Raw genomic sequence first — 23,333 nt, forward strand, 5'->3', positions numbered from 1 at the left:
CGCCCACCCCCACACCCCCGGACGAAGGGCATGGTGAACACGTCCGTGGACCTGTGTCGGCGGAGAGGTGTTCACGTCACGCACCGTAGGACTGCGTGTCACTGAATGACGAGCATTCGGTCCGGTGTGTCGCGAGATCGTCAAAGCTCTTCATGTAATTCGATCCCGTGCGAGCGCGTGATCCTCACAGGCCACGCCCGTCATCGCGAGGACGGGCCACCCGGGTGCGATGGACGGAGCCTGCGTGCATGCGGACGTCTCCCGTGACGCGGTTTCACCTTTCGTCAGGCAGCATCACAGCGCACGCTGGTGATCGGTTTGCTCTTCGATTGCAGCGGCGCCCGCCCAGGAGTGCCGGGGCGAATCCGCCTAGCCGGGGCTGGACTCGCTGCGGCGGGCGGCGGAGTTCATCGTGCGGCGCCACTGGACGAGCAGTCCGCGCGGCACGTCCTCGACGGTCAGCGCGTAACAGATGTGATCGCGCCACGCGCCGTCGATGTGCAGTTGACGCCGGCGGATGCCCTCCTCGCGGAACCCGAGCTTCTCCACGACCCTGCGGCTGGCGTGGTTCTCCGGCCGGATGTTGGCCTCCAGACGGTGTAAACCGGTCGTGAAGAAGCAGTGGTCGACGGCCATGGCGAGCGCGGTCGGAATGATGCCCCGCCCCGCCAGCGCGCCGTCGACCCAGTAGCCCACCTGTGCCGAGCGGGCCGACCCCCACACGATCGCCCCCACGGTGAGCTGCCCGGCGAACCGTCCCTCGTACGTGACGACCCAGGGCATGGCCATCCCCTGGCGGGCCTCGCGGCGCAGCGTGCCGACCATCGAGACGTACGGCCCGAGGCCGGTGCGGAACAGCGGGGTCTCGGGGTTGCTCGGTTCCCAGGGACGCAGCCATTCGGCGTTGCGCAGCCGGGTGTCGCGCCAGTCACGGACGTCACGCAGGCGCAGCGGCCGCAGCCCGACGGGCCCCTCGGCCATGGACGCCGGCCAGCCGCGAAGTCGATCCATTCGTCAATCATCCACCGGAACACGGTCAACGCGCCACGCGGGACGCCTCGCGTCCTCAGCGCGCATGGTCGCCGCCGTGCATCTGGTCGACGACATGAGCCAGGATCGGGGTCAGCACGGCCATGCCGTCCCGTACGCCGCCGGAGGAGCCGGGCAGGTTGACCACCAGCGTCCTGCCCGCCTGCCCGGCCAGACCGCGGGACAGGATCGACGTCGGCACCTTCTCCCTGTTGACCTGGCGTACGGCCTCGGCGATGCCCGGGATCTCCCGGTCCAGCACCCGGGCGGTCATCTCCGGAGTGAGGTCGAGAGGCGTCACCCCGGTCCCGCCCGTGGTGACGATCACGTCGTAGCCGGCGGCGACGCCCTCGCGCAGCGCGGCCTCGACGGCGTCCCCGTCGGGGACCACCTGGGGCCCGTCCACCCGGTCGCAGCCCGCCTCCTTCAGGAGGGAGGCCAGCAGCGGCCCGGAGCGGTCCTCGTAGACGCCCGCCGACGCCCTGTTGGAGACGGTCACCACCAACGCGCGCACGCCTTACTCCTGTCCGGAACGGGTCCAGTGGCCCTTCTTGCCGCCCGTCTTCTCCTCTACCCGGACGTCGGTGATCACCGCTGCCGGGTCGACCGCCTTCACCATGTCCACCAGAGCGAGCGCCGCGACGGTGACGGCCGTGAGCGCCTCCATCTCGACGCCCGTCCTGTCGGCCGTACGGACCCGGGCGGTGATCTCCACCCCCTCGTCCACGACGGCCAGGTCGACCTTCACCCCGGTCAGGGCGATCGGATGGCACAGCGGCACGAGATCGGGGGTGCGCTTGGCGCCCATGATCCCGGCGATCCGCGCCACGCCGAGCGCGTCGCCCTTCGGCACGTCCCCCGCGCGCAGCACGGCCACCGCCTCGGGCGACAGCAGCACCCGGCCCGTCGCGACGGAGGTACGCGCGCTCACGTCCTTCTCGGAGACGTCCACCATCCGGGCGGCGCCCGACTCGTCCACGTGAGTCAGCTTCATAGCGGTATCACCTCCACCTCGGTGCCCTCGGGCAGCGAGGTCACGTCCTCGGGCACCACGATCAGCGCGTTCGCCCCGGCCAGCGCCGCGAGCTGGTGCGAGCCCTGCCTGGTCACCGGCGCGACGCTCTCGCCGGTCAGCATGGCCCGTAGGTACGACCGCTTCCCGGCGGGAGAGCGCAGCGGCGCGGTGACGGTCGCGCGTACGGTCGCGGGCGGCCCGGCCGGGAGTCCCTGCATCACCCGCAGGGCCGGCTTCACGAAGAGGACGAACGAGACGAACGACGAGACCGGGTTGCCCGGCAGCGTGAAGATCGGCACCCGGTCCGGCCCCACGACGCCGAAGCCCTGCGGCATGCCCGGCTGCATGGCGACCTTCTCGAAGGTGACCGTGCCCAGCGGCGACAGGGCCTCCTTGACCGGCTCGTACGCCCCCATCGAGACGCCGCCGCTGGTGATCACGGCGTCGGCCCGCAGGAGCTGGGCGTCCAGGGTGTCCAGGAACTCCTTGGGGTCGTCGGTCACCGAACCGGCCCGGAACCCCTCCGCCCCCGCCTCGCGCACGGCCGCGGCCAGCATGAAGCTGTTGGACTCCCAGATCCGCCCGGCGCCCAGCGGGGTGCCGGGCTCGGCGAGCTCGGCACCCGTGGACAGCACGACGACCCTCGGCCGGGGCCGCACCCGCACCCGGCGGCGGCCGACCCCGGCGAGGATGCCGATCTGGGCGGGCCCGATCCTGGTTCCCTCGCGGAGCACCACGTCGCCCGCCAGGACGTCCTCGCCCGCCCGCCGGATCGCGTTGCCGAGCGGGGCCGGCCTGTCGATCCGTACGCGGGCGGTGCCGCCGTCGGTCCACTCCACCGGGACGACGGCGTCGGCGCCCGCGGGCATGGGCGCGCCGGTCATGATGCGGGTGACCAGGCCGGGGCCGAGGGCGTTCAGCCCGCCGTCGCCGGCCGCCACGTCCCCGATCACGGGCAGCGTGACGGGCGCGGCGGCCACGTCCTCGGCCCGTACGGCGTAGCCGTCCATCGCCGAGTTGTCGAACGGCGGCAACGGGACGGGCGAGGCGACGTCCTCGGCCAGCACGGCACCGAGGGCGGCGTCGATCTCGACCTCGAGCGGCGCGAGCGGACGCACCGCCGCGAGGATGTCGGCGAGATGGCGGTCGACGGGCTTCATCGGCTCACTGTCCGGACTTGTCGAGGAACTCCCGCAGCCACGGCATGAACTCGGGGGCGAGGTCGTCCCGGTTCGCGGCGAACTGCACCACGGTCTGCAGATACTCCAGCTTGTTGCCGGTGTCGTAGCGACGGCCGCGGAACAGCACGCCGTGCACCGGACCGCCCTCCTCCGGGCCCGTCGAGGCCAGCGTACGCAGGGCGTCGGTGAGCTGGATCTCGCCGCCGCGCCCGGGCGGGGTCCGCTCCAGCACACCGAACACGGCCGGGTCGATCACGTAGCGGCCGATGATGGCCCAGTTCGAGGGCGCCTCGTCGGCCGGGGGCTTCTCCACGAGGTCGGTGACGCGGACGACGTCGTCCTCGTCGGTCGGCTCGATGGCGGCGGCGCCGTACAGGGAGACGTGCTCGCGCGGCACCTCCATCAGCGCGACGACGCTGCCGCCGTAGGTCGCGCGCACCTCGATCATGCGCCTGAGCAGCGGGTCGCGCGGGTCGATGAGGTCGTCGCCGAGCAGGCAGGCGAACGGCTCGTGGCCGACGTGCTGCTTGGCGCACAGGACGGCGTGGCCGAGGCCCTTGGGCTCCCCCTGCCGCACGTAGTGCATGGTGGCGAGGTCGACGGGCTCCTTCACCTGGTTGAGCCGCTCTTCGTCGCCCTTGGCGCGAAGAGCGTCCTCAAGCTCGTACGCTACGTCGAAGTGGTCCTCGATCGAGCGCTTGTTGCGGCCGGTCACCATGAGGACGTCCAGCAGTCCGGCGGAGACGGCCTCCTCCACCACGTACTGGATGGCCGGCTTGTCGACGATGGGCAACATCTCCTTGGGGGTCGCCTTCGTCGCGGGAAGGAAGCGGGTGCCGAGACCCGCGGCGGGCACGACGGCTTTGGTCACGGGATCGAAGTCAGCCATGAGTAGACACTAACGGAGCGGTCTTTGGACAAGATGAACCTGCGTCGGCGTATCCTTCGCGGCCGATCGGAACTCGATGCCAGGACGCTGCGCGAGTCGTCGGCGTCCATCCGGGAGTTACTCCTCGACCAGCCGTGGGTGCAGATGGCGGGCCTGGTGGCCTGCTACTGGTCGACCGGCACCGAGCCGTCCACACAGGGGCTGATCCTGGCCCTGTGGAAGCACGGCGCCACGGTGATCCTGCCGGTCCAGCGCCCGGACGGCGACCTCGACTGGGCGGTGTACGACGGCCCCGACTCGCTGGCGCCCGGCCCCAACGGGATCATGGAGCCCGTGGACGTCCGGCGCGGCGTCGACGCGATCCGCACCGCCGCGCTGGTCATCGCGCCGGCCCTGGCGGTGGACCGGGTCACCGGCGTACGGCTCGGCCGCGGCGGCGGGTTCTACGACCGCGCGCTCGCCCGCGTCGGGCCGAACGTGCCGACGGTGGCGCTCCTGCACGAGGGCGAGTTGATGGAAGGTGTTCCGGCCGAGCCGCATGACCAGCGCGTACGCTTCGCCGCCCTCCCGAGTGGAATCGCCCGTTTGGTACAGATATGACAAGATTGACGTAACGGACGGCGAAGGGAGCGGGTGGGTCTGAACGTCTGGCTGCTCCTGTCCGCCGTCGTCGTCATCGCGGCCATCGCGTCCGTACGGATCGCGCATCGCACCGGCCTTCCCACGCTGCTCCTCTATCTCGGCCTCGGACTGCTGCTCGGTGAGGGCGGCATCGTCGGCATCAACTTCGACAACGCCCAGACGGCCCAGCAACTCGGCATGGTCGCGCTCGCCGTGATCCTCGCCGAGGGTGGTCTCACCACCAATTGGAACCACGTACGCGCCGCCGTGCCGACAGCGCTCGTGCTCGCCACGGCCGGGATCGCGGTCAGCGTCGTCGTGCTCGCGGCGGGCGTCGCGGTCCTGCTCGGCATGGAGTGGCGGATGGCGCTGCTGCTCGGCGCGTTCCTGGCGTCGACCGACGCGGCGGCCGTGTTCTCCGTGCTGAGACGGCTGCCGCTGCCGCCCCGGCTCGCCGGGATCCTGGAGGCCGAGTCGGGCTTCAACGACGCCCCGACCGTCATCCTCGTGATCATGCTGAGCGCGGGCTCGTCGCTCACCCTCTCGCTGCCGCACGTCCTGCTGGAGACCACCGTCGAACTGGTCATCGGCGCGGCCGTCGGTCTCGCCGTGGGCCCGGCGGGGGTGTACGCGCTGCGCCGGGTCGCCCTGCCCGCCTCCGGCCTCTACCCGATCGCGGTGCTGGCGCTCGCGTTCGTCACCTACAGCGGGGCGACCCTGCTGCACGGCAGCGGGTTCCTCGCGGTCTACCTGACGACGCTGATCCTGGGCAACGCCAAGCTCCCCCACCGCGCCGCCACGCGGGGCTTCGCGGAGGGCGCCGCCTGGCTCGCCCAGATCGGGCTGTTCGTCATGCTCGGCATGCTCGCGGATCCGCGCGAACTGCCGGGCGTGCTCGTCCCGGCCCTGGTGTCGGGCCTGCTGCTGGTCCTGCTCGCCCGGCCGGCGTCCGTGCTGGTGTCCGCGGCGATCGCGCGGCTCCTGCGCCTCGGTTCGCTGACGTGGCGCGAGCAGGTGTTCCTGTCGTGGGCGGGGCTGCGCGGCGCGGTGCCCATCGTGCTGGCCGCGATCCCCTGGGCCGCCGGCCTGCCGGGAGCGAAGGGCCTGTTCAACGACGTCTTCATCATCGTCATCGTGTTCACGATCCTGCAGGGGCCCACGCTGCCGTACCTCGCCCGGGTGCTCGGCCTGGCGGCGGAGGGCGAGGCCCGCGACCTCGACGTGGAGGCCGCGCCGCTGGAGGAGTTGAACGCCGACCTGCTGCAGGTCCGCATCCCGTCCGGCTCGCTCATGCACGGCGTGGAGATCTTCGAGCTCCGGCTGCCCGCGAACACCATGGTCACGCTCGTCGTACGGAAGGGGCAGTCGTTCGTGCCCACGCAGACGACCCGGCTGCTGGCGGGCGACCAGCTTCTCGTGGTCACCACGGCCGCCCAGCGGGAGACGGTCGAACGCCGCCTGCGCGCCGTGAGCCGCCGCGGCAAGCTCGCCGGTTGGTACGGCGAACGCGGCAACTGAACGGGGCTGTCCAACGGGCCTTGAGCGAAAGGGACGCCCCGGGGCAATAAACATGGCTGGAGTGGCGTTTGCGCTTGTTGGTTGCGTACGATTAGCAATCGACCCGGTCGAGTGCCAGTCTCAGGAGGAGCGAGTGCCTACCTACCAGTACGCCTGTACCGCTTGCGGTGAGCAGCTGGAGGCCGTCCAGAAGTTCTCTGACGACCCGCTCACGGAGTGCCCGGCCTGCCAGGGCAAGCTGCGCAAGGTCTTCTCCGCCGTTGGCATCGTGTTCAAGGGCTCCGGCTTCTACCGGACCGACAGCCGTTCGTCGAGCACGTCGTCGACTCCGGCCGCCACCGCGTCGTCCTCCTCCACGAAGTCGTCCGGCGACTCGGGCAAGAAGGAGGCCGCCGCGGCCTCCACGAGCTCGTCGAGCTCGTCGAGCACCTCCTCGTCCAGCACGTCGTCGTCCGGCTCCACCGCCGCCGCCTGAGGTTATCCACAGGGGTCGGCGGGACGCGCCGGGTGGGCGGCGGCGTTCGCTAGTGTCGGCCCATGGTCAATCGCGCAGACATCGGGGTAATCGGCGGTTCGGGGTTCTACTCGCTGCTGGAGGACGCCGAAGAGATCGACGTGACGACGCCGTACGGCCCGCCGAGTGACTCGATCACCGTGGGCCGCATCGGCGAGCGGACCGTCGCGTTCGTCCCCCGGCACGGCCGCGGCCACACTTTTCCTCCCCACCACATCCCCTATCGGGCGAACATGTGGGCTCTGCGGTCCCTCGGCGTCCGCCAGGTGCTCGCGCCCAGCGCGGTCGGGTCCCTGCGCCCGGAGATCGGCCCGGGCGCCCTCGTGATCCCCGACCAGCTCGTGGACCGCACCCAGGGCCGCGAGCAGACCTACTACGACAGCGGGGCCGTCCACGTGTCGTTCTCCGACCCGTACTGCCCCGTGGGCAGGGCCGCCGCCGTCGCGACGGCGCGCGAGACGGACTGGGACACGGTCGACGGCGGCACCCTGGTCGTGGTCCAGGGGCCCCACTTCTCCACTCGGGCCGAGTCGAAGTGGTTCGCGAGCGCGGGGTGGTCGATCATCGGCATGACCGGGCACCCCGAGGCCGTCCTCGCCCGTGAGCTCGCCCTCTGCTACACGACGCTCGCCCTCGTGACCGACCACGACGCCGGCGTGGAGGCCGGTGAGGGGGTCACCCACGAGGAGGTCCTGGCCTTCTTCGCCGCCAACGTCGAGCGGATGCGCGCTCTGGTCGGCCAGGTCGTCGAGGCCCTGCCGGAGGAGCGCGCCTGCCCCTGCGGCAGCGCGCTCGACGGCGTCAAACTGCCGATCGAGCTTCCCTGAGACCACCGATGCGTGCCACGACCCGTCGGCGGCGGCCCTCCGCCCATCGGCTCCTCCTGATCGCGCCCGGCCGACGGTGTGAGGCCGCTCGTGGAACAGCCGGAGCCCGTTTCGGGGCGGTGCGGCCATGCGCGACGTGAGGCGCCTGGCGGTGCGGCGTCGCCGTCCGATCGCCGCCGTCCTCGCCGGTCTGGCGGTGGCCTGCGTGCTGCTGGCCGTCCGGACCCCTGACGGGGTGGAGGTCCTCGCCGCCGCCCGAGACCTCCCCGGAGGCCGGCTGGCCCCCTCCGACGTCATGGTCGTACGGCTGCCGCCCGACGCGGTGCCCGCCGGGGCGTACGTGCCCGGCACCCCGGTGACGGGCCGCGTGGTCGCCGGTGCGCTGCGCCGGGGTGAGCCGCTCACCGACGCGCGCCTGCTCGGCCCCGGCCTGTTCCGCCAGGCCCTTGCCGGGCAGGCGCCCGCCGGACAGGTGGTCGCGACGCCGATACGGATCGCCGATCCCGACGCCGCCCGGCTGCTGTCCCCGGGTGACGTGATCGACGTCCTCGCGGCCTTCGATGACGGGCCCTTCCAGGCCCGGGTCATCGCCCAGGAGGCGCGGGTGATCGCACGACCGCCCGGCCGTACGGACGGCGGGGCGCTGCTCGTGCTCGCCACGACCCCCGGCCAGGCCGCGCAACTCGCCCAGGCCCAGGCGCAGGGCAGGCTCTTCGTCACCATCCACCCGCGCTGAGACCCGGCCGTCAGCGCGTGCTCGTCACAGGAGTGAGCCGAGCTTGGGGTCGTACTCCCAGTGCCAGGGCTCGAAGGGGCTGCTGTAAGCCCAGGCGGGGTGGAACCAGCCGAACCGCTTGCCGTTGGCCTCCAGCCAGTTGAACTGCGCCGAACGGAAGTTCTGCACGCCGCCGCACAGGTCGACGGCGAGCCCCAGTCCGTGGTTGCTCTTACCGGGAGTGGCCGCGAAACCGGGCCGCCGGTAGTAGACCGACTGCTGCTCGCTGAGGCTGCGGTAGCTGTCGGAGATGCATATCGAGGTGCCGAACCGCTTCTTGTAGGCGATGTTGAGATCGGCGAAGGCGATCGCCGCGTCCGCCCGCAGCGTCTCCCCACCCTGCGGCAGGGGGCACAGGATGTTCTTGGGCAGCAGGCCGTTCGGGTACTGCTCCGCCTGGGTGATCCTGGTGGGGTCGCATCCCCCCGCCCCCTGTGTCCCGTCGCCGATCTTCACGCCGAGCTTGATCAGCGCTCTGGTCAGCGATCGGACCAGAGTGGACGAGCGCTTGCGCAGAGCGGTCACCTGGGCGCTCAGCTGCGCCTCCTGCAGAAGGCTCGCCGCCCGGAGCTCCTGGGCCTCCTGGGCGAGCTGCTGCTGCCGCTCCAGCAACTTGATCGCGTCGCCGAGCACGTTGTTCCGCCCGGCGACCAGGTGATCGAGGTCGGCGATCCTCCGGAGCGTGTCCGTGCCGTTTCCCACCCTGAAGAACGGGCTGAGCCCGTCGACGGACGGGTCCTGATACAGCGACGACGCCAGGTCGGACAGCGGTTTACGCATCTTGTTGAGCTCCGCCGTGGCCTGCTGGAGGCTTTCGAGCTTGGCCACCAGCTCCTTCTCCACGGCGCCGAACTTCTTCTGGCGCGCCACCAGCGCCCTGTTCGCGTCCTCGATGGACTTGTACGCCTTCTGGGCCTCTCGCCGCAGCTCGGTCAGCGAGGTGGGCTCCTTGCCGAGCTCACCGGCCCAGGCGGTCGCGGTCGTCGAATCTCTCGCGGTGACCGTGGCGTCTGCCGAGGCGGCCGTGGCCGTGCCGTACGGCGCGCAGACGGCCAGCGAAGTCATCACCGTGGCGACCGCGATCAGCCTGGCTGATCGAGGAGATGACACGATCGACTCCCCCGTTTTGCGAACTCGTGACCTGGGTCAGGGACGCACGTTACTACAGCGCCCTGTGTGCCCGAGCCCCGGTTCGCATAAGCGCTATCGACCGGTCACGTCGCATTTGCGCGTTTCCAGCTCATCGCCCGCCTTCCGGGTGAGCCTCTTGTTCCCGGCAGAGCTCCCACAACCATGTGTCCCGCCACTCGGGCGCGCACCTGAAGGTCGTCTCCTCGCGAGGTTCCGGCTTCGCCTCCGCCGGACGCCGCACCTCCGGGGCATCCCTGTGGACGACCTCACGCACGGGCCGGACGATCGGAAGGATCCGTACGATCCCCTCGTAGAGACGCGCTGGACCAGTCGGCTCGGGCACCGGAGTCGGATCCAGCAGGGGCTCCCGCACCGCCCCCGCCATCGGAACCACGGCGATCCTCCAGGCTTCCGGGGCGTCCCCAGCGGGCGGCACGGTCGGCCGCGCGCCGGGCATCCCGGCGGGCACCCGGTCTCCCGCGGTCGCGGCGGGCGCTCCGGCACGCCCCTCACGCGCCGTCCCGGCCGGTTCCGCCCGTACGGCCGCGTCCGATGCGGAATCGCTGCGCGCCCGCTCCCCGTAGCCGGTGAAGTCGGCCATGAGCATGCCCGAGGCCAGGATCGCCGGCGCGATCAGCGCCACGACGAGCACCGCCGATCGCAGCCCGCGCGCGGCTCCACGTCGCGTTACGGTCACGGCCAGCGACGGTAACCGCCCTGCCTACGCCGCCGTACGGCGACTTGCCATGCCTTTACCGCAGGTCAGCCTGCCGGTGACCGGGGAACTCGAAACGACACCCCCGGTGGAGGCGCGAGCGGGCCCAACCTTTCGCTAGGCTTACTGATGCACATCAAGCCTCCGTAGCTCAGGGGATAGAGCACCGCTCTCCTAAAGCGGGTGCCGCAGGTTCGAATCCTGCCGGGGGCACCTAGTTGACCTTGTCATTCGCTCCTGACCTGGGGCTTCTCTCTCGGCATGGCTTCCTACCGCATGCAGCCGTAGGCCACGGGGAGCAGCCCTGAATCACCGTTCACGGAATATGCACGGGATGATCTTGTGGCCGTTCGGCCAGGTCAACGCAGATGGTGGTGCCGTTCTCCGGTCAGGTCTCGCATCAGTCATCAGCGGCCACAAGCAGCGAGAGGACGCCGGCCGTGCGGTCAATGAGGATCAGTTCGTGGAAGTCGGTGTGGACTCCGCCCCAGTCATGGAAGGCTTCGTGGCCGAGGTCCTCGAGCTGATATCGGCTCGTCGCCGCCGTGAGCAATGAGTAGACCTCTTGTTCCAGGCAGGCGGTCAGGGCAGGGGGAAGCGCCCCGAACTGTTCGGCCCAGCCGCGAAGGAGTTCGTTCGCGTGCTCCTCATTGATCTGGACATATCGGGCTGGGGTTATGTGCCGCAGCCAGTAGGGCCCATGCCGCAGTCCTTCGGCCTCTATGCCTCCCCCTGCGTAGTCGTCGCGAAAGGCCACATGGCCGGTCAACGCCGTCAACAACCAGTCGTCGCCGGGATCAGAGCGAGGCAGATCGAACCGCTTGACGTCGACCCATCGGAAAGCATGCCCGGCTGGGGAGTCGAAGTGGAAGTCACGAAAGTTGATGAAGGTCTGATCCCGGTAGGCGAGGCTTTCCGACACCTCTCAACGATAAAAGCGGCCGGGGCAACGACCCGACCGCTTGTCTTGAGACCAATAGGGCGGAACCTTACAGCTCCAGGGCTTTAGTGATCTGCCCGTTGGCGCGAGCCCGTTGCCCCTCGATGCACTTCGCATAGACGCGTAGGAGCACGTCAACGCCGTGCCCTGCACGCTGGGCGACCTCAGTTGGCGGGACGCCCGCGTTGAGCCACAAGGAGACCGCCGCATGCCGGAGGTCGTATGGGCGAGCCGCCAACGGCGACGCGACCTGTTCGACGGTGAAGGCCAGCCGCCGAGCCTCCTGCCAGACGGCGGAGTACGCCGACGAGGAGAACGGCCGACCCTTGCTCGTTCGGAAGAGCCTGCCGTCCTTCGCTGTGCCGTACGTCTCGATGTGCTCGTGGAGGATCGCGACGAGGACCTGAGGGATCGGAATTTCGCGGGTGTCGTCCTTGGCCCGGTGTTTTAGGCCGCGTTCATCGTGGGTCTCCCCCGAGTTCGTCCACCGCTTGTTCGCCTGTGGCCGCGCCTTCTCCAGCGTGATCAGGCCCCACCCCTCGGCGGGGAGATCGCAGTTCTGTTGGCACAGCCCCGAAGCCTCCTCCGGGCGGAGGGCGGCGTAGTACACGCAGGCGAACATGGCCATCATCCGAGGGCCGCGCGTACGGCCCACCTGGGTCACCGCGTCCAGCAACACCCGCGCTTGAGCCGGATTTACCACCGTTCGAGGGTCGACGGCCCCGGCGGCTTTCGGAGGTTTCCACTTCACCGCATGCAGCGGGTTTGCGGGCAGCTTCTTGAGCTCCACCGCGGATTCCATCATGTGATGGAGCACGGCCCGCTTGCGCCGTACGGTATTGGCCGCCGCCGGCTCGCCGTCGAAGCGGAGGGCGATAGCGTCGAGGGCCGAGCGGATCACGGCCGGTTCCATCAGGTCGACGAGGGGCAAGGACGCCGCTTCCAGCCAGGCGAGCGCCGCCTTGTGTTCCGGCCGCAGCTCTCCACGCCGCTTGTCCGGCAGGAAGGCGTACTCCCGCAACACCGCGCGGAGGTCCTCGTCCTCCGGCCTGCCCGTCAGATCCTTGACGAGAGCGGGGACGAGAGACAGCAGGGCGTACGTCATCGTCTCGCGAGTCCGGGCCGCCGAGTGGACCCAGCGGGCCGCCATGTACGACCGGGCGAAGTCGAAGAATGTCGGCCCGGTATCGGCTGGCTTGGCCATCGACTCGGGAAGCCCCGTACACAGGTCGAAAGCCTCGCCCCGCTTGGCCGCCTGCCGCAGATCGGACACAAAGTTCTCGGCGAGTGCCTTCGTACGGAAGGTCTTGGACTTCTCCTTGGGGCCGACCTTCCACCGCGTAACGTACGAAGGCGTCTTGCTGGAGGCGTTGCGACGGATGTCCCAGAACTTCACGTCATAACTGGTGCTCACGCGGCCTCCTGTAGTGAGGCCAGCCAGGCCGTGAGGTCGCTGCGCCAGACGCGGAGTTCGCCGTTGGGAAGCTTGATGCACTTGGGCGCGTGACCGAGTTCGCGCCAGCGGTAGAAGGTCCGGCGGGAGACGCCGCCCAGCTCGGCGAGGACCTCGGGCACCGTCAAGAGTTCGTCGCGCCGGGTCATCGGGCATCGCCCCCATCCGGTGGCGACGATGGCGGCAAGGGCACGCCCGCTAGTCCGGCGACGAGTGCGTCTCCCGGGGAGTAGCCCTTTCCGGCGTACTCCCATTCGCTGATCACAAGGACGGTGTCTTCGTCGAGGAGGGGCAGGCGACCGGTGGTGACGTCTTCGTCGCGGGCATGGTTCTGCCGGTCAGCGCGGATGTCTCCGAGGGTGGTGGAATAGCGGCGGGATCGGGTGGAGAAGTGACCGCGAAAGCCGAGCATGTGCGCCCACTGGGTAACCCGGAGTTCGGCCAGTTCCTCGAAGGTGCCGAGGTGGAGGCATTCGGCGATGAGCCGCCGGGCGTGGTCGCGGACGGGTAGGGCGGTCAGGTCCTCGCCGGGGACGATGCGCCGGTCGATGGTGCCGACGCATTCGGCGGCCTTCGTGGCGTACTTGGCCACGTACCCGGCTACGGCCTGGTCGGTTAGCTCGCCGTCCAAGGTGATCGGGCGGGCGTCGAGTTGCGTGCCCCAGCGCAGCACCCGTTCCGGGTGGCCGTCGTAGGCGGGCACCTTGGCCGTGACCACGGAGGCGGCGTGCCCTACAGCTGCTGCGAGCAGGTCGAGGGTGGCCCAGGCCGGGGGCGGGGAGATGGGTCCGGCCGGTCCGTCGAGGCGGATCACGGCGTGAAGGTGGACGACACCGCGCCGCTGGTATTCCGCGACCTTGGCGAAGGAGACGACGAGCTGGTCCCGCATGTCGCGCAGGGTCAGTCCGCCGAGCTTGGCCAGGTGCCGGCGAAGGGCGTCGGCGAAGCGCTTCCACAGCAGCGGCGCGACCGCATTGAACAGCACTGAGCCGGTGTAGTCGTAGCAGTCGGGGCACAGCGGCTCGCCGAGGCACTCATCCTCGGCGCCGTGCCGGGCGGTGCAGGACAGGACGCGCCCGTGCGGGCAGGTCTCGGCGTCGCGGCGGGGGTGGCAGGGCAGGACCCTCCTGTTGTGCTGCCTGCGGGTGTGGACCGGGCCGAACGACGGTGCGGTGAGCGTGACGAACAGGCACGGGTGCGCGGTCACCGACGCGGGGACGCCTTTGCCGCCGACGAGGCCGGCGCGGATGAGGTGGTAAGTGTCGGCGCGGTAGGTCTCGGCGCAGGCAGGGCAGCGGGAGGCGCGGCGGGTCTTGCAGGGCACGCGCAGGACGCCGTCGGGTTCGAGGCGGGTGCTGTAGCGGTGCAGCAGGGTCCCGGTGACCTTGTCCCAGTGTTCGACCTTGCCCCGCAGGTGGATCGGCTGCCGGCAGCCGCCCGTACGTCGGATCTGGGAGGCGAAACGGGAGCAGTCGGGGTCGTTGAGTCGGGCGATGACGCCGCGGATGGCGTGCGCGTTGGCGGATGTTACGGGCAAGATGGAGACCTCCTTTCACTCGATGGGGTGGAGGGATGGCCCCCGACCTGGCGGTTGTCTTGGCGGATGTACGGCCAGGCCGGGGGCGCTGCGGGTTCAGCAGAAGCCGAGCCCGTCACAGTGGCGGCAGGTCTCGCCGTAGGAGTCGAGACCGCCTCCGCCGCAGTGGCAGCACTGCCACCGCAGAGGCGTGATCGGCGCGGGAGTCGCAGGAGTCGCGGGCGGGGCCTGCTCGGTGTCGGGCATGGGCGTCACCTCCTTTCGTGGTCAGGCGGCCTGCGCCGCGTTCCCGTAGGGGACAGGGTCGGGCTGGATGCAGCCCTCGTAGCTGCGATCGGCCTCGTACTGGGCGCGGCGGGCGGCGAGGATGGCCACGGCCTTGTACTCCACCGGTCCGAAGTGAACCGCAGCGCCGTAGTGGCCGAACTCCTGGCTCGCCCGAACGCCGAGCAGTTCGGCGATGTGGTCGACCTCGGCGCACATCTCGGCATCCGTGGCTCCGTGCGGGAAGTGCAGGGCGTAGACGGAGCGTGGGACGGGAACGGCCGGGTTTGCGTCCAGGAAGTCGGCCAGAGCGCGGAGCCCGGCGATGAGCGCGGTCCGGCGGTCGTCGTTCATGGGCTGATCTCCTTTCGTCAGGCGGGTTCGGATGCGGTGCGCAGGGTGCGGAGCAGATCTGAGGCGAGCTGGTTGGACACGCCGAGGCGGGCGCGAAGCAGGTCGCGAGTGATCGGCTTGCCGTGCTTGGCCTGGTGCTCATCGGCCACGCGGCGGGCATAGTCGACCAGCGCCGGGGACGGTCCCGGCTCGCCGTCCTGCCCGTCCTGGACGGCGGGGACGAGCGCCGGGGCCGAGGACGGCGAGGACGGGACGGCGTCGACGGTCAGGACGGGCACGGACGATTCAGTACGAGGAGCGGCGGCGCGGCGTTCGAGCATCGAGACGGCGATGAGGAACGCCCCGGCGGGAGTGGCCGCCGTCAGCCAGCCCCACACGGTGAATTCGGCCTGGTGCAGGTTGGCGGCCAGCGACAACACGATCCCGCCGGCCAGGACGAGGGTCGGCCAGGACACGAGGCCGGTCCGTTGGCGGCCGGTCTTCTTGTCCCGCTGGCGTTCGCGGGCGGCCATGACGCAGGTGAGGTCGACGCAGACGGCCACGGCCCACGACATCCAGCCGGTCTGTCCGTGGTCGGTGGCGGTGTCACGGATGTGGGTGAACGATCCGGCACCCGCGATGGCGGCCAGGACGAGAACCGGCCCGGTGTCGAGCAGCCATGAGGCAAGGCGTCGCATCGTTACCCCCTTTCGTGATCAGGCGGACAGCAACTCGGAGAGCGCGGCCTCATCAAGGCCGGTGACGCGGCCGGACTGGGCGATCTCGGACCACGCGGGAGTGAGCCGGGACCAGTGCCGGGCGGTGTGTTCTGCGGTCTGCTCGGAGACGTGGCAGGAGCGGGCGCGGTACCACTGGCCGTCCTGATGGGCGACGATCGCGACACCGGGTGTCTCGGCGGGGATAGCGCGGGCGGACACCAGGGCGGCGGGGTCGAGATCGCCGAGCGTCATGGTCGCGGTTTCCGGGTCGTTGACCCGGTGGCAGATCCGCCCGGAGCACTGCGCCCGGAGGGCGGTGACGCCGGGGCCGAGGTCGGAGCCGATCCGCTGGCCGGACAGGAACAGGTAGATGCCGAACGCCCGCCCGAGTTGTGCGATGCGCAGCAGCGCGGTTGAGGTATGCGCGATCTCGTCTTTCTCGGACTTGTCGGCCATCAGGTACAGCTCGGCCAGCTCGTCGACCAGCACCACCACCGGAATCGGCCGCACGCCGGGCGGGAGTTGCCAGATGTTGCGGGCACCGGCCGTACGGCACAGCCCCATCCGGTCGACCATCACGGCCATCAGGTCATCCAGCAGGCCCACGCTCTCGGCCCGCGTGGTCGCCAGGGCCGACAGCCGGGGCGCGTACGGGGTGAACTCGACGCCGCCTTTGAGGTCGATACCGACCAGGGCGACCGGTTGCGGAGCGAGCCCGACCAGCAGGGCGTTCGCGAGGTTGGACTTGCCCGATTGGGTGGCGCCCGCGTTGATCCAGTGCGGGACGGTCCGGAAGTCGATCGTCCACAGCGCGCCGGTCTCCAGCCGCCCCACTTGGACGGTGAGCAGGTCGCCGGAGGCCGGCATGTGGTCGAGCCGGACCAGCGGGTCCCGCACGGTGGCGGCCAGGACGACCCGGGCGGGACGAGGGGACGAGACCCGTACGGCATGGACGCCCCAGGAGTGCGCGAGCCGCTCGGCGGCCTGGGCGTAGTCGGCGGGGATCTGCCCTTCGAGGGTGTGGACCGTGACGCGCCAGCCGTGCCGAGTCGGCAGGGGCAGCCACATGAACGGCTTGGTGTCGACCGCGACCCGCTGGAAGCGCCGCCGTACCTTCACGAGCCCGGTGGAGGCGATGGCGCCGGGGACGGTGGTGAACCACCAGCGTTGCCGCTTCTTGGTCAGCCCGCAGCCGAGGGCGACCTTGCGCCAAGTCGCCCGGACGGTGAGGGCGACGAGAGGGAAGCCGACGATCAGCCAGAAGGAGCGGAAGTGGTAGCGGTGCCAGGCCCACAGGCCGGCCGCCGTAGCGGCCAGGCCCGCGAGCAGTGTCAGCAGGGCGTCACGCATGGGCGGTCACGCCCGCCGGGACGATCGAGCTGGCCCGGTAGCTGATGCCCCAGCGGGCCTCGCCGCCCCGGGACATCTCCCAGACGTAGCCGACCAGGCCGACCGGCGTAACGTCCTGTCCGGCGGCGATCTGCGGCTCGCCGGAGGTGCCGACCTTGACGAGTTCGATCCGGCCGAACTCGTCCTCCACCGACAGGACGATCTCGTAGACAGTGTTGCCGTTCTTATCGGTCTTGATCTCGCCCGTGTCCTGGTTGAGGACGCGCGGGCGGGGCGCGCGGACGCAGACGAACTGCAGCTTGGTCACGTCGACCGGGATCGGAATGGTGCGCATGCGATGGACCTCCTTAGCCTCGTAGCCAACATAGTTAACTAGGTTGGCCTGGTTGTCAATGTTCTCTCGGTTGGCTTGGTCGTTTTCCTGTGCTGAGATGAGACTTGGGTCCTCAGGACAGGAGAGGGATGGTCAAGAAGACGGGACGGCCCGGTTACCTCCAGATCGCCGACGATCTGCGCGAGCAGATCCGCGGCGGATCTCTGCCGCCCGGCTCCCCGTTGCCGTCGACCAGCCAGCTCGCCGCCCGGTACGACGCCTCGCTCAGCGTCGTGAAGCTCGCGGTCGGAATCTTGCGAACCGAGGGCCTGGTCATCGGCCAGCAGGGCAAGGGCGTGTTCGTCCGGGAAGACGTCCAAGACGTCGAGCCGGGGCCGGCGGGTGACTTGGCGAGCGAGGTCATCGCGCTACGCACCGCCGTACAGGACCTGTCGGAACGCTTGGCACGGGTCGAAGAGACCTTGTCTCAGCAATCCGAGAGTTAGGACCACCGTCCCGGACTCTTAAGCCGGTGACGTGCCGAGCCAGCCGCGCGGACGCATCCCCAGAGGCGACCCCGCTACGCATGGCCTTGTCCTCCCGCCGGATGCCGACCAGGACCGCCAAATAGCCGACGGTCACAACCGCGGTCAGGGCCAGGGCGATGATCAGAGGCAGCGCGCTCACGACCAGATCACCCCCAGGGCGGCGGCGCCGAGCGGGCCACGCGGAGGACGCCGGGTGATGGCGCGACGCCGAGCGGCCCGGCGCCGGGCGACCTGACGGCGAGTCCACCGGTCACGAGCGATGCACTTGGAGCAGCGGGTCTGCCCCTCCTCCAGCAGCGCCCCGCACTCGCAGCCGGGGACCTCCTCCGGAGGGGCGATCGTGGTGTCTGTCATGGTCTGTTCTCCTTCCGTCGCAGGTAGTGGTGCGTTGTGACACCGAGAGTGCGACGGAAGGGCAGGACGAGATCACTACACGACGGGACATGTTCAAGACGTCCCGTCTACGATTGCCACGTCCCTGGACGTCCTGACGCGGCAGGTGAAATGGCCAACGAGCGACTACGCGCGGCCCTTCTGGAACGCGGGGTGAGCATCGCCGAGCTGGCGACTGCGATCCAGGTGGATCCCAAGACCGTCGAACGCTGGATCACCAAAGGCCGCGCACCGTACCGAAAGCACAGGTACGCCGTCGCCGCTCACCTGGGAGTGGACGAGAGTTACCTGTGGCCTGAGGCGTTGACCCGAGAACAAGTCGCCTCAGCGTCCGAGAGCGAGATCATCACCGTCTACCCGCACCGCTGGGCCGTCCCCCGGGACGCCTGGGGACGTCTGTTCGCGTCCGCGACCCAGGAGATCGGTGTCCTCGTCTACAGCGGCCTGTTCCTCGCCGACGACGCTGGAATCGTGCGAATGCTCGGCGAGAAGGCCGCCGCCGGAGTGAGGGTGCGCATCCTGCTTGGTGACCCCGACAGTCCCGAGGTCGCCCAGCGCGGTGCCGACGAGGGTATTGACGACGGCATGGCGGCCAAGATCCGCAACGTCCTCGTCCTCTACCGGCCCATTCGCGGTCGGGAAGGGGTGGAGATCCGTCTTCATCGCACGGTGTTGTACAACTCCATCTACCGCGGGGACGATCAGCTTCTCGTCAACACCCACGTGTATGGAGTGCCCGCCGGCAACGCCCCTGTCCTGCACCTGCGCAAGGTGTTAGGCGGGGACATGGTCGCCACCTATGTCGACAGCTTCGAGCGCGTGTGGGAGCAGGCCACGCCGGTAGAGTCGTGATCGTGGCCCGCCGGATCGACTACTACGACGACCCTGACGCTCCCAAGCCGAACAGCCTCGTCCCGTCCGTCAATGTCGTCGTCATCAACGACGCCGGGGACATCCTGATGATCCGCCGCAGCGACAACGGCAACTGGGCCGTCCCCGGTGGTGCCATCGACCTCGGCGAATCCCTCCCCCAGGCCGCTGTACGCGAGACCCTCGAAGAGACCGGCATCGTCTGTGAGATCACCGGCCTCGTCGGCACCTACACCGACCCCCGCCACGTGATTCTCTACACCTCGAACGGCGAGGCCCGGCAGGAGTTCTCCATCGTCCTCACCGCCCGCGCCATCAGCGGCGAACCGACCCCGAGCAGCGAGTCAACCGAGGTCCGATGGATGCCACGCGACAAGGTGGAGACGCTGCAGATGGACCGCTCAATGGCCCTGCGGATCGGCCACTACCTCACCGGCGCCGTCCTGCCGTACATCGGCTAAAAGGCCTTGACGCGCGGCCTGGAATTGTCAGATTAGGCCGATACAGTCCGCCCATGAGCTACGACTTGTACTTCGTCGAGCGAGAGCCGGGCCAATCCTGGGATGACGCTCTCAAGGCGCGCGAGGAGGCTCTGGAAGCGCGCGAGGAGGAGCACGAAGACGACCTCCCCTTAGACGTCGACGCATGGGACAAGATTGTGTCCCGGGTGCGCGGCGTCCTTGGAGAGGTTGACGTCTTCGAGAGCCCGCCTGTATGGGAGATCAGCCACGAAGCAACTGGCATCCAGTTGGGCTACTGCGAGGGACAGTGGGACATGACCGCCCCCTACTGGACCCACGGGGAAGACGCTGCCGACGTCGTTCGCACGATGCGCACTCTGGCTCCGATCGTCGAGCAGGAAACCGGGCTCGAATGCTACGACCCGCAGCTCGAACAGCCGCTCGCGGACATCGAGCCCGCGGACACGGCATGCGCAGTCGCTATGTTCAATCGCGTGGCCGAGATGCTTGGCAGGGCTTAGCACCTCAGCACGCCGAATGCAGTCGGGCGGTTCAGGCCCGTTGCGCGGCCAACGCGCTCTCGACCGCCTGCACCGCGGCCAGAATGCGCGGCGTAGACGTCGTGATGGAGCGGCTCACCAAATGCTCGGGGCCATAGCGGGAATGGATCTCTGCCAGTCGCTCGGTGACGTCGAGGTGCCGGCCGTCCGGGCCCGTGGTCATGTCGCAGTACGTCAGCGCCTCCACCAGCTCCGGCCGTTCCTGAGCGAACTCTGTATTGAGCACGTCGAGCAGACCGCGCTCGGCGGCCTCGTTGACCGCGCAGGAGTGATGGGCGACCAAGCGGCACAGGCGCTCGTCGGCGCCCGCCACATCGCGTAGGTAGCGGGCGCCATCAAGGGGGTGAAACCCGGTGTCGAGCAGCTCAGGGGAGTAGCCAATGTCGTGCAGGTAAGCGGCAGCGGTCAGCGTGTCGGTTTCCTCCCCGAGGATCGGGGCTAGCGACGTGGCTCGCGCCGCCACACCCTGGGTGTGTGCCCAGCGCCGGGGCAGCGGCTTGGCAAGGAGTCGTTCGGCCAGTTCACGCGCCCACTCAGCTTGTCCCACAAAGCAGACGATAGGCGCACCGGCCCCCACAAGACCTACGGCACCAACCCAGACGTCCTAGGACGTCCTATTCGTGGGAGCGGACGAACCGGCCCTTGCCTTGCCGGGACACAATCAGCCCTTCGCGCTCCAGCTCTGCGAATGCCTGCCGTACGGTGTTGCGTGAGGCGTCGTACAGCCAGCGGAGTTCCGCTTCGCTGGGCAGCAGGTCTCCGGGGCCGAGGTCGCCCCGCTCGATTCGCCGCCGCAGCTCCCGGGCGATGAGCTGGTAGCGGTAGGAGGCATCGACCGGAGCGCCAGGGCCTTGCACAAGCCGCCCCTTCGAGGGGACCGTCACGATCAACCCCTCTGCCTCCAAGGTCCGCAACGCACGACGCACTGTGTTGCGGGCAACGCGGAACTCCGCCGTCAGGGCGGTCTCCGAGGGCAGCGCCCGCCCCGCCGGGTAGACACCCGTCGCGATCCGCTCGCGCAGCCGCTCAGCCAGCTTGCCGGAGACTCGCTGCCCGGTCAGCCACGCCTTACGCCGTTCAGGAGCGGTGCGCATCGAGAATCTTCGTCAGGTCGATACCGAGCTCTCCCTGTTCACCCTCGCGCCAGCCCTCGCGCGCCGCCTTCTCGATCCGGTCGGCCGCCGGCAGCAGGCGCAGGCACGAGACCCGCTCGTCGTGCTCGTCGCCCCAGTAGAACCACAAGAACGCGAGGTGGACGTAGACCCGGCGGGGCCGTAGCCGACTGTCGGTCACGTTCAAGGCTGGCCGGTTCTTTTCATCCACGATCAGGACCCCCGTGATCCCGCGCTGTTCCAGCTCATCCCGCAGCTCCGTCAAGAGCTGTTCCTGATACTCGCGCTGCCGCTTCTGAACCGGCCGCAGTTGCTCCATGCCTGACACGCTCCTTCGGCTGGGGTGGGCGCGTTCATCGCGCCCATGCCGAACGAGCTTCCGCCGAGGCGAGGGAACCTCTACACCGCGACTAAGGGACGTCTAGGGACGTCTCGTGTTAACGTCGCAGGCAGAGCCGCCGCCCCTAGGAGGTACGCCCCCGTGAGCGACACCCTGCGCCATGCCCTTGCCCGGGCCAGACTCGGAACCGTCGACGTCGCCGCCGCCCTCGAAGTGGACCCCAAGACGGTCGATCGCTGGCTCAAGGGCCGCATCCCCTACCCGCGCCACCGCTGGGCGCTCGCCGACATGCTGCAACTCGACGAGAGTGACCTGTGGCCCGCCGTCGCCCAACCACGGCGAACCATTTCCCACGAAGTGAAAGCCGTCTATCCCCACCGCTGGGCCGTGCCGCAGAACATCTGGCGGCGGCTCTTCCAGTGCGCAAGTCGCGAGATCGACATCCTGACCTACAGCAGCCTGTTCCTCGCTGAGGACACCGGCATGATCCGCCTGCTCGCCAGCAGGGCCGAGGTAGGCGTGAAGATCCGCATCCTTCTCGGCGATCCGGACAGTCCCGAAGTGGCCGCCCGAGGAGCCGAAGAAGGTATCGGAGCCGACGTTATGGCCGCCCGAGTACGCAACGCTCTGATGCTGTACCGGCCGCTCCAGAAGGCCGACGGCGTGGAGGTCCGCCTCCACCGCACGACGCTCTACAACTCCATCTACCGGGCCGACACCGAGTTACTGGTAAACGTCCATGCTTACGGCACCGCGGCGGCCCAGGCCCCCGTGTTGTACCTCACTGCCACCAGGGACGAAGACAGCACAGCCGTCTACCTCACCAGCCTCGAACGCGTCTGGGCCACAGCCGAACCGCTCTGCTGACAGCCCGTCTCGCGGATCTAAAACTGACGGACATCGTTGACACCTGGGTCTCCGACCACTACGGAGACCATCTATGTCGACTCCCCCGAACCCCCCACTCGACCGTGAAGCCAAACGGCGCCTGGCGGATCCTCAAGCGCCTGGACATGGGCCGGTTGCCGGCCTCCCAGCGCTACAAGCGCCACGACCGCCGCTGGAAGCGGTACGAGAAGCAGCTGCCCGGCCACCGCGTCCAGATCGACGTGAAGTTCATCGAGCCGATCGCCGGTGTCACCAGCCGCAAAGGCGGCCGAAACAAGTACTACCAGTTCACCGCGATCGACGACTGCACCCGGCTGCGCGTCCTGCGCATCTACCCCCAGCTCAACCAGAAGACCGCCATCCAGTTCCTCGACTACGTCCTGCAGCGCCTGCCCTTCCAGGTGCAGGTCATCCAGACCGACAACGGCGCAGAATTCCAGACGGCCTTCCACTGGCACGTCCTGGACAAGGGCATCAACCACGTCTACATCAAGCCCCGGACCCCGCGGCTGAACGGCAAGGTCGAACGCTCCCACCGCATCGACGCCGAAGAGTTCTACCGGATGCTCGAGGGCGTCGTCATCGACGATGCCCAGGTGTTCAACGACAAGCTTCGCGAATGGGAGGACTACTACAACTACCATCGACCCCATGGCGGCCTCGGCGGCCAGACTCCCTACGAACGCCTCAAGCAGAAGACCACGGCCCAGGCGTAAACGATCACCGTCGGTTGCACAGTCAAGCATCAGCCGAGGTAGGACACAGCCCGTCTCGCGACACAAAGCAACTTTTCTTCTCGCTATTAAAGCGGCCCGCTGCGCGGCCCGCCGGGAGCGCCGGCTGGCAAGCGTGCCCGGCTGCGGCTCTTCGGCCGGTCCGGGCACGCACCGCCCGCGCTCCCGGAGTACCAGCAGCAAGGCCACCAAGAGCGTGACGAGCGCTCACTTAGCCCCGCCCTGTGGGGTCCACCGCCCGCCCCGGCCGTCGAGCGCGTCGGAACCGTCGAGCCGCTCGTGCGGTTACTCCCGTCCAATTTT

General features: G+C 69.3%; 31 protein-coding genes, 1 tRNA gene and 1 pseudogene. 12 read left to right on the plus strand and 21 right to left on the minus strand.

Annotated elements, in window-relative coordinates; translation table 11 throughout:
- Positions 1-369: 369 nt before the first annotated feature.
- The 5 genes from HHX30_RS20245 to galU are packed head-to-tail and all read right to left on the minus strand — an operon-like array spanning position 370 to position 4,114.
- The gene (locus HHX30_RS20245) at positions 370-1,011 is read right to left on the minus strand and encodes a GNAT family N-acetyltransferase (RefSeq protein ID WP_079313233.1); all 642 of its coding nucleotides are present in this window, start codon (positions 1,009-1,011) and stop codon (positions 370-372) included.
- Between the two features lie 55 nt (positions 1,012-1,066).
- Positions 1,067-1,543, minus strand: a complete 477-nt coding sequence (locus tag HHX30_RS20250) for a molybdenum cofactor biosynthesis protein B (protein ID WP_169983521.1) — start codon at positions 1,541-1,543, stop codon at positions 1,067-1,069.
- Positions 1,544-1,546: 3 nt separating this feature from the next.
- Complete coding sequence (gene moaC / locus HHX30_RS20255; RefSeq protein WP_169983522.1) at positions 1,547-2,023, minus strand: cyclic pyranopterin monophosphate synthase MoaC; 477 nt, start codon at positions 2,021-2,023, stop codon at positions 1,547-1,549.
- Entirely contained in the window at positions 2,020-3,204 is a 1,185-nt protein-coding gene (glp, locus tag HHX30_RS20260; RefSeq protein ID WP_169983523.1) for a gephyrin-like molybdotransferase Glp, read from the minus strand. Before glp ends, moaC begins: the two co-directional genes overlap by 4 nt.
- Positions 3,205-3,208: 4 nt before the next feature.
- Entirely contained in the window at positions 3,209-4,114 is a 906-nt protein-coding gene (gene galU / locus HHX30_RS20265) for a UTP--glucose-1-phosphate uridylyltransferase GalU (RefSeq protein ID WP_169983524.1), read from the minus strand.
- 33 nt (positions 4,115-4,147) lie between these two features.
- Here galU and HHX30_RS20270 point away from each other — a divergent pair, with 33 nt between their 5' ends.
- The 3 genes and pseudogenes from HHX30_RS20270 to HHX30_RS43755 all read left to right on the plus strand — a co-directional run.
- Positions 4,148-4,714, plus strand: coding sequence for a 5-formyltetrahydrofolate cyclo-ligase (locus HHX30_RS20270; protein WP_169983588.1), 567 nt, complete (start codon positions 4,148-4,150; stop codon positions 4,712-4,714).
- A 33-nt stretch (positions 4,715-4,747) separates the two neighbouring features.
- Positions 4,748-6,253 carry a potassium/proton antiporter gene (locus tag HHX30_RS20275; RefSeq protein WP_169983525.1) on the plus strand — a complete coding sequence of 502 codons (1,506 nt, stop codon included), beginning with the start codon at positions 4,748-4,750 and terminating at the stop codon, positions 6,251-6,253.
- Positions 6,254-6,305: 52 nt separating this feature from the next.
- Positions 6,306-6,527: pseudogene (locus HHX30_RS43755) on the plus strand (FmdB family zinc ribbon protein); the annotation flags it as partial.
- A gap of 14 nt (positions 6,528-6,541) precedes the next feature.
- Here the strand turns inward: HHX30_RS43755 and HHX30_RS43760 are convergent.
- Positions 6,542-6,715 carry a hypothetical protein gene (locus HHX30_RS43760; RefSeq protein WP_396704613.1) on the minus strand — a complete coding sequence of 58 codons (174 nt, stop codon included), beginning with the start codon at positions 6,713-6,715 and terminating at the stop codon, positions 6,542-6,544.
- A 75-nt stretch (positions 6,716-6,790) separates the two neighbouring features.
- Between HHX30_RS43760 and HHX30_RS20285 the strand changes: the two genes are divergently transcribed.
- The gene (locus tag HHX30_RS20285) at positions 6,791-7,594 is read left to right on the plus strand and encodes an S-methyl-5'-thioadenosine phosphorylase (protein ID WP_169983527.1); all 804 of its coding nucleotides are present in this window, start codon (positions 6,791-6,793) and stop codon (positions 7,592-7,594) included.
- 127 nt (positions 7,595-7,721) lie between these two features.
- Positions 7,722-8,330: an SAF domain-containing protein gene (locus HHX30_RS20290; protein ID WP_169983528.1), complete on the plus strand. Its 609-nt coding sequence runs from the start codon at positions 7,722-7,724 to the stop codon at positions 8,328-8,330.
- A 24-nt stretch (positions 8,331-8,354) separates the two neighbouring features.
- Here the strand turns inward: HHX30_RS20290 and HHX30_RS20295 are convergent, their stop codons facing one another.
- Together HHX30_RS20295 and HHX30_RS20300 are read right to left on the minus strand one after the other, a co-directional pair.
- Positions 8,355-9,479, minus strand: coding sequence for a D-alanyl-D-alanine carboxypeptidase family protein (locus HHX30_RS20295; RefSeq protein ID WP_169983529.1), 1,125 nt, complete (start codon positions 9,477-9,479; stop codon positions 8,355-8,357).
- A gap of 130 nt (positions 9,480-9,609) precedes the next feature.
- Complete coding sequence (locus tag HHX30_RS20300; protein ID WP_169983530.1) at positions 9,610-10,197, minus strand: hypothetical protein; 588 nt, start codon at positions 10,195-10,197, stop codon at positions 9,610-9,612.
- A 158-nt stretch (positions 10,198-10,355) separates the two neighbouring features.
- Between HHX30_RS20300 and HHX30_RS20305 the strand changes: the two genes are divergently transcribed.
- Positions 10,356-10,428, plus strand: a tRNA-Arg gene (locus HHX30_RS20305).
- A 187-nt stretch (positions 10,429-10,615) separates the two neighbouring features.
- On the opposite strand, the gene HHX30_RS20310 is transcribed toward HHX30_RS20305, so the two are convergent.
- The 9 genes from HHX30_RS20310 to HHX30_RS20350 form a co-directional block, all read right to left on the minus strand.
- Complete coding sequence (locus HHX30_RS20310; protein ID WP_211592244.1) at positions 10,616-11,137, minus strand: hypothetical protein; 522 nt, start codon at positions 11,135-11,137, stop codon at positions 10,616-10,618.
- Positions 11,138-11,204: 67 nt separating this feature from the next.
- Positions 11,205-12,569, minus strand: coding sequence for a tyrosine-type recombinase/integrase (locus HHX30_RS42760; protein WP_169983531.1), 1,365 nt, complete (start codon positions 12,567-12,569; stop codon positions 11,205-11,207).
- Complete coding sequence (locus tag HHX30_RS20320; RefSeq protein WP_169983532.1) at positions 12,566-12,757, minus strand: AlpA family transcriptional regulator; 192 nt, start codon at positions 12,755-12,757, stop codon at positions 12,566-12,568. The genes HHX30_RS42760 and HHX30_RS20320 overlap by 4 nt, the downstream gene beginning before the upstream one ends.
- Positions 12,754-14,145 (minus strand): replication initiator, encoded by a 1,392-nt coding sequence (locus HHX30_RS20325; RefSeq protein ID WP_169983533.1) that lies wholly within the window; start codon positions 14,143-14,145, stop codon positions 12,754-12,756. Before HHX30_RS20325 ends, HHX30_RS20320 begins: the two co-directional genes overlap by 4 nt.
- 96 nt (positions 14,146-14,241) lie before the next feature.
- The gene (locus HHX30_RS20330) at positions 14,242-14,391 is read right to left on the minus strand and encodes a hypothetical protein (protein WP_169983534.1); all 150 of its coding nucleotides are present in this window, start codon (positions 14,389-14,391) and stop codon (positions 14,242-14,244) included.
- A gap of 21 nt (positions 14,392-14,412) precedes the next feature.
- Positions 14,413-14,763 carry a hypothetical protein gene (locus HHX30_RS20335; RefSeq protein ID WP_169983535.1) on the minus strand — a complete coding sequence of 117 codons (351 nt, stop codon included), beginning with the start codon at positions 14,761-14,763 and terminating at the stop codon, positions 14,413-14,415.
- A 17-nt stretch (positions 14,764-14,780) separates the two neighbouring features.
- Entirely contained in the window at positions 14,781-15,440 is a 660-nt protein-coding gene (locus tag HHX30_RS20340) for a DUF2637 domain-containing protein (protein ID WP_169983536.1), read from the minus strand.
- A gap of 18 nt (positions 15,441-15,458) precedes the next feature.
- Positions 15,459-16,811 (minus strand): FtsK/SpoIIIE domain-containing protein, encoded by a 1,353-nt coding sequence (locus tag HHX30_RS20345; protein WP_169983537.1) that lies wholly within the window; start codon positions 16,809-16,811, stop codon positions 15,459-15,461.
- Positions 16,804-17,145, minus strand: coding sequence for a hypothetical protein (locus tag HHX30_RS20350; protein WP_169983538.1), 342 nt, complete (start codon positions 17,143-17,145; stop codon positions 16,804-16,806). Before HHX30_RS20350 ends, HHX30_RS20345 begins: the two co-directional genes overlap by 8 nt.
- A gap of 128 nt (positions 17,146-17,273) precedes the next feature.
- Between HHX30_RS20350 and HHX30_RS20355 the strand changes: the two genes are divergently transcribed.
- A complete protein-coding gene (locus tag HHX30_RS20355; protein ID WP_169983539.1) occupies positions 17,274-17,630 on the plus strand; it encodes a GntR family transcriptional regulator in 357 nt (118 codons plus the stop codon).
- A 177-nt stretch (positions 17,631-17,807) separates the two neighbouring features.
- On the opposite strand, the gene HHX30_RS20360 is transcribed toward HHX30_RS20355, so the two are convergent.
- Complete coding sequence (locus HHX30_RS20360) at positions 17,808-18,026, minus strand: hypothetical protein (RefSeq protein WP_169983540.1); 219 nt, start codon at positions 18,024-18,026, stop codon at positions 17,808-17,810.
- Positions 18,027-18,176: 150 nt separating this feature from the next.
- On the opposite strand from HHX30_RS20360, the gene HHX30_RS20365 reads away from it, so the two are divergent.
- The 3 genes from HHX30_RS20365 to HHX30_RS20375 are packed head-to-tail and all read left to right on the plus strand — an operon-like array spanning position 18,177 to position 19,917.
- The gene (locus HHX30_RS20365; protein WP_169983541.1) at positions 18,177-18,917 is read left to right on the plus strand and encodes an XRE family transcriptional regulator; all 741 of its coding nucleotides are present in this window, start codon (positions 18,177-18,179) and stop codon (positions 18,915-18,917) included.
- 2 nt (positions 18,918-18,919) lie between these two features.
- Entirely contained in the window at positions 18,920-19,396 is a 477-nt protein-coding gene (locus HHX30_RS20370; protein WP_169983542.1) for an NUDIX hydrolase, read from the plus strand.
- 53 nt (positions 19,397-19,449) lie between these two features.
- Entirely contained in the window at positions 19,450-19,917 is a 468-nt protein-coding gene (locus tag HHX30_RS20375) for a hypothetical protein (protein ID WP_169983543.1), read from the plus strand.
- 31 nt (positions 19,918-19,948) lie between these two features.
- On the opposite strand, the gene HHX30_RS20380 is transcribed toward HHX30_RS20375, so the two are convergent.
- The 3 genes from HHX30_RS20380 to HHX30_RS20390 all read right to left on the minus strand — a co-directional run bounded on the left by HHX30_RS20380 (position 19,949) and on the right by HHX30_RS20390 (position 21,387).
- Positions 19,949-20,503 carry an HD domain-containing protein gene (locus HHX30_RS20380; RefSeq protein ID WP_169983544.1) on the minus strand — a complete coding sequence of 185 codons (555 nt, stop codon included), beginning with the start codon at positions 20,501-20,503 and terminating at the stop codon, positions 19,949-19,951.
- A 67-nt stretch (positions 20,504-20,570) separates the two neighbouring features.
- Positions 20,571-21,050, minus strand: a complete 480-nt coding sequence (locus tag HHX30_RS20385) for a GntR family transcriptional regulator (protein ID WP_169983545.1) — start codon at positions 21,048-21,050, stop codon at positions 20,571-20,573.
- Entirely contained in the window at positions 21,034-21,387 is a 354-nt protein-coding gene (locus HHX30_RS20390; protein WP_169983546.1) for a hypothetical protein, read from the minus strand. Before HHX30_RS20390 ends, HHX30_RS20385 begins: the two co-directional genes overlap by 17 nt.
- A 162-nt stretch (positions 21,388-21,549) precedes the next feature.
- On the opposite strand from HHX30_RS20390, the gene HHX30_RS20395 reads away from it, so the two are divergent.
- Together HHX30_RS20395 and HHX30_RS20400 are read left to right on the plus strand one after the other, a co-directional pair.
- Positions 21,550-22,275: an XRE family transcriptional regulator gene (locus tag HHX30_RS20395; RefSeq protein ID WP_169983547.1), complete on the plus strand. Its 726-nt coding sequence runs from the start codon at positions 21,550-21,552 to the stop codon at positions 22,273-22,275.
- 104 nt (positions 22,276-22,379) lie between these two features.
- A complete protein-coding gene (locus tag HHX30_RS20400) occupies positions 22,380-23,012 on the plus strand; it encodes an integrase core domain-containing protein (protein WP_211592245.1) in 633 nt (210 codons plus the stop codon).
- The last annotated feature ends 321 nt before the right edge of the window (positions 23,013-23,333 follow it).

It is taken from the genome of Microbispora sp. H10836, assembly GCF_012999525.1.
Classification (GTDB): domain Bacteria; phylum Actinomycetota; class Actinomycetes; order Streptosporangiales; family Streptosporangiaceae; genus Microbispora.

Coding starts and splice junctions, on each gene's coding strand:
- HHX30_RS20270 (WP_169983588.1), top strand. CDS start 4,148: ATGAACCTGCGTCGGCGTATCCTTCGCGGCCGATCGGAACTCGATGCC.
- moaC (WP_169983522.1), bottom strand. CDS start 2,023: ATGAAGCTGACTCACGTGGACGAGTCGGGCGCCGCCCGGATGGTGGAC.
- galU (WP_169983524.1), bottom strand. CDS start 4,114: ATGGCTGACTTCGATCCCGTGACCAAAGCCGTCGTGCCCGCCGCGGGT.
- HHX30_RS20290 (WP_169983528.1), top strand. CDS start 7,722: ATGCGCGACGTGAGGCGCCTGGCGGTGCGGCGTCGCCGTCCGATCGCC.
- glp (WP_169983523.1), bottom strand. CDS start 3,204: ATGAAGCCCGTCGACCGCCATCTCGCCGACATCCTCGCGGCGGTGCGT.
- HHX30_RS20365 (WP_169983541.1), top strand. CDS start 18,177: ATGGCCAACGAGCGACTACGCGCGGCCCTTCTGGAACGCGGGGTGAGC.
- HHX30_RS20345 (WP_169983537.1), bottom strand. CDS start 16,811: ATGCGTGACGCCCTGCTGACACTGCTCGCGGGCCTGGCCGCTACGGCG.
- HHX30_RS20355 (WP_169983539.1), top strand. CDS start 17,274: ATGGTCAAGAAGACGGGACGGCCCGGTTACCTCCAGATCGCCGACGAT.
- HHX30_RS20330 (WP_169983534.1), bottom strand. CDS start 14,391: ATGCCCGACACCGAGCAGGCCCCGCCCGCGACTCCTGCGACTCCCGCG.
- HHX30_RS20335 (WP_169983535.1), bottom strand. CDS start 14,763: ATGAACGACGACCGCCGGACCGCGCTCATCGCCGGGCTCCGCGCTCTG.
- HHX30_RS20390 (WP_169983546.1), bottom strand. CDS start 21,387: ATGGAGCAACTGCGGCCGGTTCAGAAGCGGCAGCGCGAGTATCAGGAA.
- HHX30_RS20375 (WP_169983543.1), top strand. CDS start 19,450: ATGAGCTACGACTTGTACTTCGTCGAGCGAGAGCCGGGCCAATCCTGG.
- HHX30_RS20285 (WP_169983527.1), top strand. CDS start 6,791: ATGGTCAATCGCGCAGACATCGGGGTAATCGGCGGTTCGGGGTTCTAC.
- HHX30_RS20385 (WP_169983545.1), bottom strand. CDS start 21,050: ATGCGCACCGCTCCTGAACGGCGTAAGGCGTGGCTGACCGGGCAGCGA.
- HHX30_RS20360 (WP_169983540.1), bottom strand. CDS start 18,026: ATGACAGACACCACGATCGCCCCTCCGGAGGAGGTCCCCGGCTGCGAG.
- HHX30_RS20245 (WP_079313233.1), bottom strand. CDS start 1,011: ATGGATCGACTTCGCGGCTGGCCGGCGTCCATGGCCGAGGGGCCCGTC.
- HHX30_RS20340 (WP_169983536.1), bottom strand. CDS start 15,440: ATGCGACGCCTTGCCTCATGGCTGCTCGACACCGGGCCGGTTCTCGTC.
- HHX30_RS20320 (WP_169983532.1), bottom strand. CDS start 12,757: ATGACCCGGCGCGACGAACTCTTGACGGTGCCCGAGGTCCTCGCCGAG.
- HHX30_RS20350 (WP_169983538.1), bottom strand. CDS start 17,145: ATGCGCACCATTCCGATCCCGGTCGACGTGACCAAGCTGCAGTTCGTC.